The organism is Nonomuraea angiospora, from assembly GCF_014873145.1.
Classification (GTDB): Bacteria; Actinomycetota; Actinomycetes; order Streptosporangiales; family Streptosporangiaceae; genus Nonomuraea; species Nonomuraea angiospora.
In genome coordinates, this window is record NZ_JADBEK010000001.1 from 8,393,888 (window position 1) to 8,407,817 (window position 13,930).

At 69.2% G+C, this 13,930-nt stretch carries 10 protein-coding genes and 1 pseudogene; 9 read left to right on the plus strand and 2 right to left on the minus strand.

Translation table 11 applies throughout. The features are described from left to right. Positions 1-262: 262 nt before the first annotated feature. From H4W80_RS61555 to H4W80_RS38540, 8 genes and pseudogenes are all read left to right on the plus strand, one after another. A complete protein-coding gene (locus H4W80_RS61555; protein ID WP_225965719.1) occupies positions 263-1,603 on the plus strand; it encodes a 4Fe-4S binding protein in 1,341 nt (446 codons plus the stop codon). Then, entirely contained in the window at positions 1,600-2,298 is a 699-nt protein-coding gene (locus tag H4W80_RS38510) for an NADH-quinone oxidoreductase subunit J family protein (RefSeq protein ID WP_318787256.1), read from the plus strand. The genes H4W80_RS61555 and H4W80_RS38510 overlap by 4 nt, the downstream gene beginning before the upstream one ends. Then, a pseudogene (nuoK, locus tag H4W80_RS38515) lies at positions 2,298-2,579 on the plus strand (NADH-quinone oxidoreductase subunit NuoK); the annotation flags it as partial. The gene H4W80_RS38510 and the pseudogene nuoK, both read left to right, overlap by 1 nt. 641 nt (positions 2,580-3,220) lie before the next feature. Continuing rightward, positions 3,221-5,380 (plus strand): NADH-quinone oxidoreductase subunit L, encoded by a 2,160-nt coding sequence (locus H4W80_RS38520; protein WP_318787257.1) that lies wholly within the window; start codon positions 3,221-3,223, stop codon positions 5,378-5,380. Further along, complete coding sequence (locus H4W80_RS38525) at positions 5,380-7,170, plus strand: complex I subunit 4 family protein (RefSeq protein ID WP_192793991.1); 1,791 nt, start codon at positions 5,380-5,382, stop codon at positions 7,168-7,170. Before H4W80_RS38520 ends, H4W80_RS38525 begins: the two co-directional genes overlap by 1 nt. After that, the gene (locus H4W80_RS38530) at positions 7,167-8,837 is read left to right on the plus strand and encodes an NADH-quinone oxidoreductase subunit N (protein WP_192789557.1); all 1,671 of its coding nucleotides are present in this window, start codon (positions 7,167-7,169) and stop codon (positions 8,835-8,837) included. Before H4W80_RS38525 ends, H4W80_RS38530 begins: the two co-directional genes overlap by 4 nt. 130 nt (positions 8,838-8,967) lie before the next feature. Continuing rightward, complete coding sequence (htpX, locus tag H4W80_RS38535) at positions 8,968-9,819, plus strand: zinc metalloprotease HtpX (RefSeq protein WP_185070073.1); 852 nt, start codon at positions 8,968-8,970, stop codon at positions 9,817-9,819. Positions 9,820-9,822: 3 nt separating this feature from the next. Beyond that, positions 9,823-11,307: a hypothetical protein gene (locus H4W80_RS38540; RefSeq protein WP_192789558.1), complete on the plus strand. Its 1,485-nt coding sequence runs from the start codon at positions 9,823-9,825 to the stop codon at positions 11,305-11,307. On the opposite strand, the gene H4W80_RS38545 is transcribed toward H4W80_RS38540, so the two are convergent. After that, complete coding sequence (locus tag H4W80_RS38545; protein WP_192789559.1) at positions 11,282-11,755, minus strand: NUDIX hydrolase; 474 nt, start codon at positions 11,753-11,755, stop codon at positions 11,282-11,284. The genes H4W80_RS38540 and H4W80_RS38545 overlap by 26 nt on opposite strands. Positions 11,756-11,903: 148 nt before the next feature. Next, positions 11,904-12,158 (minus strand): hypothetical protein, encoded by a 255-nt coding sequence (locus H4W80_RS38550; protein WP_192789560.1) that lies wholly within the window; start codon positions 12,156-12,158, stop codon positions 11,904-11,906. A 620-nt stretch (positions 12,159-12,778) separates the two neighbouring features. On the opposite strand from H4W80_RS38550, the gene H4W80_RS38555 reads away from it, so the two are divergent. Then, a complete protein-coding gene (locus H4W80_RS38555; protein ID WP_192789561.1) occupies positions 12,779-13,549 on the plus strand; it encodes a DUF899 family protein in 771 nt (256 codons plus the stop codon). The last annotated feature ends 381 nt before the right edge of the window (positions 13,550-13,930 follow it).

Genomic DNA, 13,930 nt, shown 5'->3' on the forward strand with positions numbered 1-13,930 from the left:
TGTGGATAACTCCCCGTCAACCTGTGGACGGCTGTGGAAAACCGGGGACCCTGTCCCCGCTCATTTGCCTGCGGGACCAATTGCGTCATGATATTGAAGCATGGGGCGGATACCAGGAGTCGGGCTAGCAAAGGGGCTGTCCATCACCCTTCGCCACATGCTGCGCAAATCGGTGACGCAGCAGTATCCCGAGGTCCAGCCTGCCCTCCCGCCCCGCAGCCGTGGCGTCATCGCCCTGGTCGAGGAGAACTGCACCTCTTGCATGCTCTGTGCCCGGGAGTGCCCCGACTGGTGCATCTACATCGACTCCCACAAGGAGACGATCCCGGCCCCCGAGGGCGGCCGCCCCCGCCAGCGGAACGTCCTCGACCGCTTCGCCATCGACTTCAGCCTGTGCATGTACTGCGGGATATGCATCGAGGTCTGCCCGTTCGACGCCCTCTTCTGGTCTCCGGAGTTCGAGTACGCGGAAGGCGACATCCGCAACCTCCTCCACGAAAAGGACAAGCTGGCCGCCTGGACCCAGACCGTCCCCCCGCCTCCGGCCCACGACCCGGGCGCCGAGCCCCCGAAGGAGCTCACCGCCGCCCCCCGCCGTCCCGCCGCCCGTACGGCACGCACAGCGGAACCACCCCAGCGCAGAGGTACGGCAGCCAGCCCCTCCACAGACACACCGAAGACCGGGCCGGCAGCGGGAGCAGACGCGACAAGCCCCGCCCCCGAAGCGCCGGACACACAGCCCGCAACAGGAGCAAAAGGCCCCCAGTCCACAACCACAGCAGAGCGCCGGCCAGGAGCCCCCGGAACAACCTCCGAGGCAGGAGCCCCCCGAACAACGTCTGAGGCAGGAGCCCCCGGAACAACGTCTGAGGCCCGTGTCCCCGGGGCAAGGCCCGGAGCCGGCGAATCCGGGACGATGCCCGAATCCGGCACCCCAGGCACGGAGCTGGACACCCCAGGCATGGGCCCGGACACCGCAGGGACGACGCCCAGCCCCGACGCCCAGGCTGGGGAGCCCACCGCAGGCGCGCCCGGATCAAGCCCTGCCACCGCTGCTCCGTCACGCGCGCCAGGCGGACGCCAACGCCGACCCATCCAGAACGTACGGGGGATCCGCCCTCCAGGCGCCCTCCCCTCCCGCGCCAAGGACGACACCCCGACCTCTTCCACCGCACCAGGTAACACGAGCGCCGACGCGCCGAGCTCCGCCTTCCCCCCGGAAGAGGGCCAGACGATCACATCTCGCCCCGCAGGAGAAGACGAGAAAGCCCCAGCCCCCACAACGGAGGAAGACAACACGGCAGACGTCGCGCCGACGACCAGCGCGTCCTCCTCGACGGGGGCCACCACCTCGTCTCCCACGGAGGTCGGCGAGACCGGTCCCTCCGCGACCGAGCCATCCCAGGGACAGGCCTCATCCACAGGACAGCCATCCCAAGAAAAGTTGTCCACAGCCTCGGGCGTCCCGCAACCGAAGCCCGAGCCGGACGAGCAAACTTCTGCCGCGAGCCCCCGCAGGCGCAGGATGGCCGATCCACGGTCCATCCGACCACCCGGGCGGCTCGGTCCTGACGAGACAAGGGAGTCCGAGGAGGAGTCGTGACCGAGGCGGTGCCCTCCTACCTGTCACCCACCGGGCAAGAGATCGTCTTCTTGCTGCTGGGCGCGGTAGCGGTTGGATCGGCGCTGCTTGTCGTCACGACCAAACAACTCGTCCACGCCGCCCTCTGGCTCGTGGTGTCCTTCGGCGCCCTGGCGGGCTGCTATCTCGTGCTGACCGCCGAGTTCGTGGCCTGGGTCCAGGTGCTGATCTACGTGGGCGCGGTGGTCGTGCTGATGCTGTTCGGCATCATGCTCACCCGGGCCCCCATCGGCCGCTCCACAGACCTGGACAGCGGCAACCGCCTGGTCGCAGCCCTGGTGGCGGTGGCGACCGCGGCCATTCTCGTCACGGTGGTGATCGACGGATTCCACACCGCCTATACACCGTTGACCCCAGGCCATGGAGCCGCGAAGGAGCTGGGCGCCAGTGTGTTCGCCACCTGGGTGCTCCCGTTCGAGGCGCTGTCCGTACTCCTGCTCGCGGCCCTGATCGGCGCCATCGTCCTGTCCCGTACGGACATCCCCGGCGGCTCGCCATCCGATCAAACGGGGGACAACAGACCACCCGACCAGACGAGCGCCACAAGCTCGCCCACCCGGCCGGAGACCAGCCCGTCACCCCCCGACATCCGGGACGACTCGGTGCCCGACCCGACCGGGGGTAATCTGCCGCCCGATCAGACCGGGGGTCATTAGTGCACATCGTCTACCCGGCCGTGGTCTCCGCCCTCCTGTTCTCCATCGGCGTCTATGGCGTGCTCGTCCGTCGCAACACGATTCTCGTGCTGATGTCGGTCGAGCTGATGCTCAACGCCGTCAACCTCAACCTGGTGGCGTTCGACGTGTGGCTGGCCGACCGCCTGCACAGCGGCCAGGTCCTCACCTTGTTCGTCATCGTCATCGCGGCCGCCGAGGTGGGCCTGGGCCTCGCGATCGTGCTGGCGCTCTACCGCAACCGCCGCACCGTCGACATCGACCACCTCCGCGACCTCGCCGAACCCACCGACGAGCTCTCAGAAACGCCGGCGATCACGGGCATCCCCAACGATCCCGCCGAGGAGGCCGCGCACTCAGCAACAACACCGGTACGAGCCCACGCCCTCGCCCCGGAACACCCACTTGACCCCAGGACGCCTGACCCCACTACGCCTCGCTCCACCGCCCCCGATCCGGCCGCCTCCGGTCCGGCCGCCTCCGGTCCGGCCGCCTCCGGTCCGGCCGCCTCCGGTCCGGCCGCCTCCGGTCCGGCCGCCTCCGGTCCGGCCGCCTCCGGTCCGGCCGCCTCCGGTCCGGCCGCCTCCGGTCCGGCCGCCTCCGGTCCGGCCGCCTCCGATCCCGTCCCGTCCCACCCCGCCGCGTCCGATCCCGTCTCGTCCGGCCCAACCGAGCCCGATCCCGCCCAGCCCGATACCGCCCAGCTCGCCAACACGGTTGAGCCCGCCAAAGGCCATCCGCCCGCCACCGCCGACCCCAACGAGCACCGCCACGCCCAGTCGGCTCAGGCGCCCCGAGAAGCCTCAGACGACTCGGACGGGACAAGCGATGCCGACCGGGCAGGGCAGTCGGAGACCGAAGGCGGCCGTGGGGGCGAGCACCCCGTCAAGCGAGGTGGCACGCCGTGACGACATTCCCGCTCATCGCCGTGCTCCTGCCCTTCGTCGCCGCCGCGGCAGGCCTCCTGCTCTCCCGCTGGCCGCACCAGCGCCCAACCACCCCCTCCACTACAAGAGGGGCCAACGCGGCGCCGCAGCCCAAGACGCCCAGCCCAGGCACCCCAGCCGGCCACCTCGGCAGGACGACGCCCGCCTCCGGAACCAAGACATCAAGCCCCAAGCCCACAGCCGCCGCGACAGAAACCGCGACCTCCGCGCTAGAGGCCACGACGTCCGAGCGCGACACCAAGACAGCCAAGACCGTCAGGACAGCCAAGGCCGCCGGGACAGTCGGGACTGCCGGGACAACTGAGGCAATCAAAGCGGCGGCCCAGCGAGCCAACACCCGGGCAGCCTGGATCGCGATCCTCCCCACCGCGCTCTCAGCGATCCTGGCGGGCTGGCTCGCCTGGGGCCCGGGCGTCGCCTACCTGCACGGCGCGACCATCTCCCCACCCACAGGCCAGACGTACGGCACCATCGTCACCGGCAGCATCCCGATCACGCTCACCCTCCAGGCCGACAACCTGTCGAGCATCCTCGGCGTCCTGGTCACCCTCGTCGCCCTGGCCGTACAGGTCTACTCCGTCGGCTACCTCAAGGACGACCCGCGCTACCCCTCCTACAGCGCGTTCATCAGCCTCTTCACCAGCGCCATGCTCCTGGTGGTCTATGCGGGCGACCTCCTGGTCCTCTACGTGGGCTGGGAGATCATGGGCCTCTGCTCGTACCTCCTCATCGGCCACTGGTGGGAAGACCGGAGCAATTCACGCGCGGCGGTCAAAGCATTCCTCGTCACCCGCCTGGGCGACGTCGGCTTCCTCTTCGGCATCTTCGTGCTCGGTCTCGCGGCAGGCAGTTTCCGCATCAGCGACGTGCTGGGCAAAGTGCCGGAGATGTCCTCGGCCACCCTCGTGACCGCCACGATGCTCCTGCTGGCCGGGGTAGCAGGCAAGAGCGCCCAGGTCCCGCTGCACACGTGGCTCCCTGACGCCATGGCGGGCCCCACGCCGATCAGCGCCCTGATCCACGCCGCCACCATGGTCGCCGCCGGGATCTTCATCGTGGCCAGGCTGTTCCCCGCGTTCCTCGCGGCCCGGCCCACGCTCGACGTGCTGGCCGTCGTCGCGGCCCTGGGCATGCTGGGCTCCGCGCTGGCCGCGTTGGCCCAGGACGACCTGAAACGCGTGCTCGCCTACTCCACGATCAGCCAGCTCGCGTACATGGCAGGCGGCCTGGCCGCGGGCTCCGACACGGCGGCCATCTTCCACCTGCTGACTCACGGCGCGTTCAAGGCCCTGCTGTTCCTGTGCGCGGGTGCGGTGATCCACCACGTCGGCTCCAACCTGATGACCCAGATGGGCGGTCTGCGGCGCGAGCTGCCGGTGACGTTCGTGACGATGACGATAGGTTTCGCCGCCTTGATGGGCATCCCTCCGGCCAGCGGCTTCTTCAGCAAGGACGGCATCCTGCTGGCCATGGACCGCGCGCTGTCCACCGGTGGGCTGACGGACGCGGCCGCGCTCCTCCTGTACGGCTGCGCGCTCGCGACCGTGGCCGTCACCGGCGCGTACGCCACCAGAGCCTGGCTACGCACGTTCTTCGGCCAGGCGCGGGCCGTAGCGCTCCCCGAGCCGGAGCCGGGCACGGCCCACGTCGTGGACATCACCGAGGCCCCCCGTACGATGCTCGTTCCTGTCATCGTCCTCGCCGTCCCAGCCCTGCTGCTGGGCTTCGCCGGAGAACTGCACCTGGACCTCGGTGTCGCCGTCGTCAGCGTCGTGCTCGCCGCGCTCGGCGCCGGGACGGTGTACGCGTTCTGGCGCATCGACCCGATCGCCGACCCTGCCCGCCTGCTGGGGCCGTTGCGGGGGCCGTGCGAGCGGGCGTTCTACGTGGACGGCCTCTACGCCGCACTGTTCGTACGCCCGATCCTGGCCCTGGCCAGGCTCGTGGTGCGGACGGACGACGTGGTCGTGGACGGGGCGGTGCGCGCGTCCGGAAGGTCGGCGCGCGGATTGTCCGGAGTGCTGCGACTGGCCCAGAACGGCAATGTCCAGCTCTACGTAAGCGGCGTGCTGGCCGGTGTCCTGCTGATCGCGGTGGGGGCGGTGGTGTTCGCATGATGGCCTGGCTCTCCGTCGCGCTGCTGGCCGTGCCGCTGCTCGGCGCCCTCCTGCTCCTCCTCGCGCCACACCGGCTGCGCCCGCTGCTGCACACGTACGGACTGACCCTGTCCGGCCTGACGTTGGCACTGGCCGCGCTGATGGCGGCGACGTTCGACTACTCGCGGGGCGCGCGGCCGCAGTTCGAGGTCGACCGGGCGTGGATCCCCGGGCTGGGGCTCCGCTTCCACCTCGGCGTCGACGGGATCTCGCTGCCGCTGATCGTGCTGACGGCGCTCCTGACGTTCCTGTGCTTCGTCTACCTGTGCTGGGGCGCCGCGCGGACGGGGTTCGTGGGGGCGCGGCCGAGGGCCCTGGTGTTCACGCTGCTGGTGCTCGAAGTGGGCATGATCGGTACGTTCCTGGCCCTCGATCTGCTGCTCTTCTTCGTGTTCTTCGAGATCGTCCTCATCCCGATGTACTTCATGATCGGCATCTGGGGTGGCGAGGGTCGCCGGGCGGCGTCGGTCAAGTTCATCCTGTACACGCTGCTCGGCTCGGTCGTGATGCTGCTCGGCCTGCTGCTCGTATGGGCCCAGACCGGCACGCTCGACATCGAGGCCCTCAGCGCGGCCCATGGCGCCGGCATGGCGAGATCCGTGCAGATCCTGGCGTTCGTGGCGATCGGCATCGGGCTGGCGGTGAAGACCCCCATGTGGCCTTTGCACACCTGGCTGCCCGACGCCCACACCGAGGCTCCCACCGTCGGCTCGGTGCTGCTCGCCGGGGTGCTGCTGAAGATGGGCACGTACGGTTTCGCCAGGATCGCCATTCCCGTCCTTCCCGAGGGTGCGATGGCGGTCGCGCCGTGGCTCGGTGCGTTCGCCGTGGTGGGCATCATTTATGGCGCTCTGGCCTGTCTCGCCCAGCGCGACCTCAAACGCATGATCGCCTACTCGTCCGTCGGCCACATGGGCTTCGTCCTGCTGGGGTTCGCCACGCTGACCCCGGTCGGCATCAACGGCGCCCTCTTCGCGAACGTCGCCCACGGCCTCATCACCGGCCTGCTGTTCTTCCTGGCCGGGGCGATCAAGGACCGCTACCACACCGCAGACATGCCTTCGCTGGGCGGCGGCATGCTGGCGACGCTGCCGCGGCTGGGCTCGTTGCTCACCTTCGCGTCGATCGCCTCACTGGGGCTGCCGGGACTGGCCGGGTTCTGGGGGGAGATGCTGGCGCTGTTCGGGGCCTTCCAGCCGGCGCACGGGCTGCCCCGAGCGCTGTTCCTGACGTACATGGCGATCGGGGGTCTGGGGGCGGTCCTGACGGCCGCGTACTTCCTGGTCATGTTGTCCCGCGTGACCCACGGGCGCCCCCGCTTGGACGAGCGGGAAGGCGTCACACCGGACGAGCGTCCCGTCGTACCTCTCGGCTCGACGGCAAGACGCTCGGCGACCGCCACCCTGCAGCCACCCCCGAGACCGGAGCCCTACAGCGGCCAGAACAAGCCCCCAAACCCCACCGAACCCGGCACCCCTCCGGACCACGCCGCATCGTCCGGTGACGACGCGTACCTGGAAGACTCCGGGCCCTTGAGCGGCGGCGCCCTCCTGGGCGCTGCCGAATCTCCCGGCGGCCCTCAGCGGACTACCGGCGCACCAGGGCAGCAGGTGGCAGACGACCTCAGGAGTTACGAACTGCTGGCATGGACGCCGCTGATGGTCCTGATCCTGCTCTTCGGGCTCTGGCCCGGCCTCCTCCTGTCGCTCACCACACCGGCCGTGCAGACCCTGCTGGGAGCCGTCTCATGATCCAGCAGATCGACTACTTCGTGATCGCGCCCCCACTGGCGCTGGCCCTGGTGGCCGGTCTGGTGCTGATGCTGGACGCCTTCCTCCCGGCCCGCCCTCGTACGAAGCCCGTGCTGGGACTTGTCACCCTGGCAGGCGTCCTGGTCGCGCTGGCCTTCGTCGTCGCCCAGGCGATCAGGGGAGGTCCGCCGCAATCGACCTTCTGTGTCCCGGCCGACCTCGCCGGACCCGCCAGGCTGTGCTCATTCGTGGCGGACGGGTTCACGCTGGTGTTCGCGGGCGTGGTGCTGGTCGCGGCCGTGGTGGTCGTGCTGATGTCGATGACCGAGCTAGCGGCCGGCGGCATCCCAGTGGGTGAGTGGTACTTCCTCCTCCTTTGCACTCTTGTCGGCGCGGTGACCCTGCCCGCCTCCCGAGACCTGATCATGCTCGTGGTGGCGCTCGAGCTGGTCTCGCTTCCGGTCTTCGCCCTCACCGCCATGAAGCGCTACGACGGCCGGGCCTCCGAGGCCGCCGTGAAGCTCTTCGTGGTGTCGGTGGTGTCGACGGCCGTCATGTTGTTCGGCGTCTCGCTTCTGTACGGCGTCGCGGGCACGGTCTACCTGTCCCGCCTGGCGGCTGTGTTCAGCGGTCAGACCCCGGCGCCGGGGTTGGCGGAGAGCACGACTTTGCCGGCGGCCCAGAGTCTGCCCGCCGTCGTCTCGGTCGGAGTCGTGCTCGTGGTGGCGGGGTTCGCCTTCAAGATCGCCGCGGTGCCGTTCCACTCCTGGGCGGCCGACGTCTACCAGGGCGCCCCGGTCCCTGTGGCCGCGCTGCTCTCGGTGATCTCCAAGGCGGCCGGGTTCGCCGGATTGATCCTCGTCCTGGTCGCCGGGCTGTCCGGGCAGGCCGCCACGTGGGCGCCCATCGTCGGGATCATCGCCGCGCTGACCATGACCGCGGGCAACCTGCTCGCCATGCGTCAACGCTCCGCCGTACGCCTGCTGGCCTGGTCCTCCGTCGCGCAGTCCGGCTACATCCTGGCGCCGCTGGCGGTGGCGGCCCAGGGCATCACGCCCCGGCTCGCCGGGCGAACCGCTGCATTCCCAGCCGGAACCGCTGCATTCCCAGCCGGAACCGCCGCATTCCCAGCCGGGACCGGCGCTTTTCCGGCCGGTTCCGGCGCGTTCCCGGCCGGAGTCGGGCCCGGCGTGGTCGGCACCTCCACCGCGTACCTGGTCATCTACGCCGCCATGAACCTCGGCGCGTTCGCGGTGGTCCTGCTCGTCTCCAGGACCGCCACCCGCAACGAGCTCGACGACTACCGGGGACTGGTGTTCCGGCGCCCCGCCGCGGGGCTCGCGCTGGCGTTCTGCCTGGTCTGCCTGGCCGGCCTGCCACCAGGCCTGGCCGGGCTCTTCGCCAAGGTGTTCGTCTTCCGCGAGATCGTGGAGGGCGGCTCGGGCTGGCTGGCCCTGATCATGGCCGTCAACACCGTGATCGGCCTCTACTACTACGCCGTCTGGACCGCGCGGCTCTTCACCCCTCCCACGGCACCGGTGCTCGCCCGGCACCGCCCGATGCCCACGACGTGGCTGGCCATCGGCCTCGCGGTGGCAGTCGCCGTGCTGTTCTCGATCGCCCCCCAACTGGTCCTGGACATGACTTCACTGTCCGCCTTCGGTTGAGAGACGGGCCATGGGTAAGAAGAAAGTCGCGCTCCGCCCGCGGCTGAGCACACCGGGGAGCGGCTGGGGAACGAAGCACCGGGTCGTGGTCGTTGGAGGAGGTGGACCCAGACCACGAAGGGGGGAAACCTTGCACCACAACGGTCTGCGCACGGCCATCCTGCTGGGCGGCCTGTCGGCGCTGATTGTCGCGGTGGGCGCGTGGTTGGGCGGCGGCGCCGGTGTGCAGATCGCGCTCGTGCTCGCCCTGGCGAGCAACGGAGTCGCCTACTTCTTCTCCGACCGCATCGCCCTGTCGGCCATGCGTGCCAGGCCGGTCAGCGAGGTGGAGCAGCCCACGCTCTACCGGATCGTACGAGAGCTCTCCACCGAGGCTCGCCAGCCGATGCCGCGCCTGTACATCTCGCCGACGGTGCAACCGAACGCGTTCGCGACCGGCAGAAGCCCTCGCCAGGCCGCGGTGTGCGTGACGTACGGCCTGACCAAGCTGCTCGACGAGGCCGAGCTGCGCGGAGTGATCGGGCACGAGCTGTCACACGTGTACAACCGGGACATCCTCATCTCCTCCGTCGCCGGCGCGCTGGCCACGATGATCACCTGGATCAGTTATGTGGCCGTGTTCTTCGGTGGCTCGGACGATGACGAGGGGCCGGGCTTCGTGGGCGCGCTGCTGATGATGGTGCTCGGACCGGTGGCGGCCGGGATGGTGCAGATGGCGATATCCCGGACCAGAGAGTTCCAGGCCGACGAATCGGGCGCCAGGTTGACGGGTGACCCGCTCGCCCTGGCCTCGGCGCTCCGCAAGATCGAGATGGGCGCCCGCAGGCTTCCGCTCCCCGAGAACAGTCGCCTCACGTCGGCCTCCCACATGATGATCGCGAACCCGTTCAGCGGCTCGGGCTTCGGCCGCCTGTTCTCCACGCATCCGCCCACGTCCGAGCGGGTCGCCCGCCTCGAGCGGATGGCCGGCTACCGCCGCTGACCCATGCGCCGATTAACCAAGGCGGAGCGCAGGCTCTGGAACGCGTTCCCCACCGGGCAGACCGTCGAGCTGGGCCCGTTCAAGATCGGCAGGCCCCGCACGGCCGGCGCGAACGCCCCCACGGACGGCCACACGTGGGGGCCCGAACGTTCGATCAGAGCCGAAGTGATCGCCCAGTTGCTCCTCGGCGCCCGCGACACAGGCACCGGCTCGGTCCCGGCGGTACGGCTGCGCGGCGCCCGGATCACCGGCAGGCTCGCGATCGTCGGCGGCACGATCCCGTACGAGCTCAACCTGATCGGCTGTCACCTGGACGAACCCATCCGTTTCACCGGTTCCACCACCCGCACCGTACGCCTGACCGACTGCCACCTCCCGGGCCTCAGCGGCGGCGGCATGCGGGTGGCCGGCCACCTCAGCCTGTCCGGCTCGATCGTCACCGGCACCGTCGGCCTGAGCCGGTCCCAGTTCGAGAGCGGGCTGTGGCTGGGCGGCACCAAGGTGACGGCCGACGACGACGAGGGATGGGCCCTCTACGCCAACGCCGTCGTCGTGGACTCCGGCACGTACATGCGCAACGCCGACTTCACCGGAGCAATCGGCCTGGTCGGCGCCCGCCTCAACGGCGGACTCTTCCTGGACGGCGCAACCCTCCGCAATCCCGGCAAGCAGGCCCTCGTCGCCGACAACATGACCGTCGAGGACACCATGCGCTGCACCGACGGATTCCTGGCATCGGGCTGCGTACGGTTACGCGGAGCGCGAATCAACGGGACGCTCTCGCTCGACGGGATCATCCGAAGCCCGGACACCCGCTACGCCCTCCATGCAAGCCACATGGAACTCCGCGAGCTCTACCTGAAGCCCGCAGAGCCCATCGAAGGCGTCGTCACCCTCGCACACACGACCCTCGGCACCCTGCACGACAATCCGGACACCTGGCCCGAGAAACTACGCCTGAACGGCCTCACCTACGACCGCCTGCGCGGCTCCGGCGTAACCCGCCGAATCGACTGGGTGACCCGGGATCCGGAGGGGTTCAGGCCGCAGCCGTACGAGCAACTCGCCGCCTGGTTCCTCAGTGACGGCAACGACGCGCTCGCCCGGCGCACCCAGCTCGCCAAACTCCGCGCCCGCCGGCAGACGCAGGGCCTCGGAAGCCGCGCGTGGGGGCGGCTGCTCGACGTCGCGGTCGGGTACGGCTACCGCCCCTGGCTGGCGGGCATGTGGTTCACCCTGCTCCTGGCGATCGGTACGGTCGTCTTCGCCATCAACTCCCCGAGAGCGCTCAAACCCACCGAGAGCCCCGATTTCAACGCCTTCGCCTACACCTTCGACCTTCTGCTCCCGATCCCCGCATTCGGGCAACGAGAGCTGTTCGACCCGGGCGGGTGGACGCAGTGGCTCGCGTACGGGCTGATCGTCTCCGGCTGGATCCTGGCCACGGCGCTGATCGCCGGCGCTACGCGGATCCTCCGCCCCCAGTGATCTCGCGCAGGATGGACGCGAGATCGGTCGGGAAGAAGTCCTCCTCCGTGCTCTCGAGCTCCTCCGCGCTCCACCACCGATAAGCCATCGTCGTGTCCTTCTCGACCTGCTCCATGTGATCGAACGACACGACCGCATCGGCCCCCACCCAGATCGCGAAGAACGTCTGATCCTGCGTGATGGCGTACTCGGACCAGTTGAACTCGATCACGCTGTTCCCGTACGGCCCGCTGAGCTCGTCCGCGTTCGCCCGGATCCCGACCTCTTCGAACAACTCCCGCACCGCCGCCTCCGGCAACGTCTCGCCATCCTCCGCCGCCCCGCCGATCGTGTACCAGAACGGCTCATCGGGCCTGGCCGGGTCAAAACCATGGAGCAGGAGGACCCGATCTTGATCATCAATGGGCAGGGCGCGCGCCGTAATGCGGCGCAGGGGGATCTTCGTCACATTCACCGAGCTTACGATCGAGCCCCGACATACTCATCCACGTCCACACCACGCAGGTCCGGCGGGGCGTCGGGCTCAGCCTGAGCCGCCGCGAGCATATCGGCGGATTCGGCTGAGCCTTTGCTCTCCAGGGATCGATGAGCTCGGGCTAGAGGGACCCCGGCTGGAACTTGGCCTTGGATTGGACGGAACTGAGGTACTCGTTCAAGTGCCGCCGAAGCCCGGCCATCTCGTCGCCGAGAGCTGCGAGATCCTGGCTGACCTCAATACGGAACTCGGCGATGTCGGCCCTTATCTGGGCGACTTCGGCCGTTGTGGCCTTGCGGGCGTCACTGGTGTGCGTGCCCGCTTCGAGCGCCTGCATCCGTGACATCAGGTCGAGAAGGCGTGCTTCTACGTCCACTGTTCCACCCTTACGGCAGAGGGAGTACTCCCTTGTGGTTGACTCCATCCAGGGTCTCACTGAGTGAGTAATCAGTGACGGACAGTTTTTCAACCTCTGTACAGATGCCCGTAGTCAGGCAGTGGTTCCTTCATACCGGTACTCAAATTCTTACTCCCCGGGAGTAAGACCGAACTCCCGGATGGAGGCCGCCGAAGAGCCCTGGCCAGCGAAAACGGGGCCAAGGGGACGGAATCAGAAGATGGGGCGCCGCGTCGACGATCGACACAAGGTCTCCGGTATATGAGTCAACGACCCAAAGACCGTCAAACGTGGAGACCTCGCCGACGAACCGCGCTCGGCTGCCCGGCAGGACCTACATCAAGGGTCAACTGCTCTTGGATTAGAGCCGCCATCCCCATCGGAACCGGCCAGGCGATGGGCGTGGAGACCGCCCGGGCGATCGTCACCGCCAGCGCGGGCGCGGCCTGGTCACCCGGCGCGCCGGAGGAGGCCTGCGCCGGCGAAACTTCTCGCCTGCACGGTGACATATGCATCTGTTCGCCTGGCGAATTTTGAACAAACTGAGCTGCAGACGCCCTGAAATAGGAATCACCCCGTTCACGAGAAAGGCTCTCGCCATGACCAGCCGGCTCACCGAACCTTCCGTTTCGCCGCTCGGCGACGCGGCCAAGCCCCCGGTCGCCGACCGGGCCGCGTTCCAGGCCGAACTCGACCGGCTTCGGGCCCGGGAAAAGGCCCACACCCGCGAGGGCGACGCGATCGCCGCCGTCCGCCGCCGCCTGCCGATGGTCAAGGTCGATCCACAGACCCCGCTGATCGGGGCGGACGGGCCAGTGCCGCTGATCGACCTGTTCGCCGGCCGGTCCCAGCTGATCGCCTACTACCACATGTGGCACTCCGGCCGGCCCGCCGCCGAGCAGTGCGAAGGCTGCACCTTCAGCACCTCGCACGTCACCGAGCTGGCCTACCTGCACTCCCGCGACGTCAGCTACGCGGTCTTGGCCGCGGGGCCCTACGAGGAGGCCTCGCGCTACCGCGACTTCATGGGCTACCCCGTTCCCTGGTACTCGGTGCCGCAGGACTCCGTGGACCGGCTGATCGCCGGTCGGCACTTCGGCATCCTGGCCTGCTACCTGCGCGACGGTGACCAGGTGTTTGAGACCTACTGGACCACCGGCCGCGGCAACGAAGCGATGGCACCGTCGTACGGACTGCTGGATCGCACCGTCTACGGCCGGCAAGAAGACTGGGAGGACTCTCCGGAAGGCTGGCCGCAGCGCTGGGGCTCCAAGGGCGGCCAGTTCCAGCTCGACGGCCGCCCGACCGCCCAGTGGCCGCGCCTGCAGGCCGGACGCGACGACGACCTCGGCCCCCTTCCGGGCGTCTGACCGCGTGCACCTACCCCTGCACCACCGGCCATGCCCTGACGGCACCGTCGCACAGACCAACGGCCGGCGGGAATTCGCCTGGCCGGCGTGTGGCCCCATCCGCCGAGAGATCGGCAAGATCAACGGGCGGAACGGTGCGGGCCGGCGGCTCCAGTCGCTTGCGCAGCGGCATCGTCGCGCATATGGGCGCTGGCGGTCCGCGCAGTGGGCACCTCGCCCCAGGCTGGCCTGCATCGTCCACGGCGCCTTCGGCTAGGCGCCGCTGATCGCTGATCCACAAGGGCACCTCGACCACGGCCGTGTAACTCGCTCTCAACACCGAGGACGCGTACATGTGGGGGAGCGGCCCGAGGCACAGGAGAAGACGCGTGCCCTCGCGGA

Coding starts and splice junctions, on each gene's coding strand:
- H4W80_RS38540 (WP_192789558.1), top strand. CDS start 9,823: ATGCGCCGATTAACCAAGGCGGAGCGCAGGCTCTGGAACGCGTTCCCC.
- H4W80_RS38525 (WP_192793991.1), top strand. CDS start 5,380: ATGGCCTGGCTCTCCGTCGCGCTGCTGGCCGTGCCGCTGCTCGGCGCC.
- H4W80_RS61555 (WP_225965719.1), top strand. CDS start 263: ATGCTCTGTGCCCGGGAGTGCCCCGACTGGTGCATCTACATCGACTCC.
- H4W80_RS38530 (WP_192789557.1), top strand. CDS start 7,167: ATGATCCAGCAGATCGACTACTTCGTGATCGCGCCCCCACTGGCGCTG.
- H4W80_RS38555 (WP_192789561.1), top strand. CDS start 12,779: ATGACCAGCCGGCTCACCGAACCTTCCGTTTCGCCGCTCGGCGACGCG.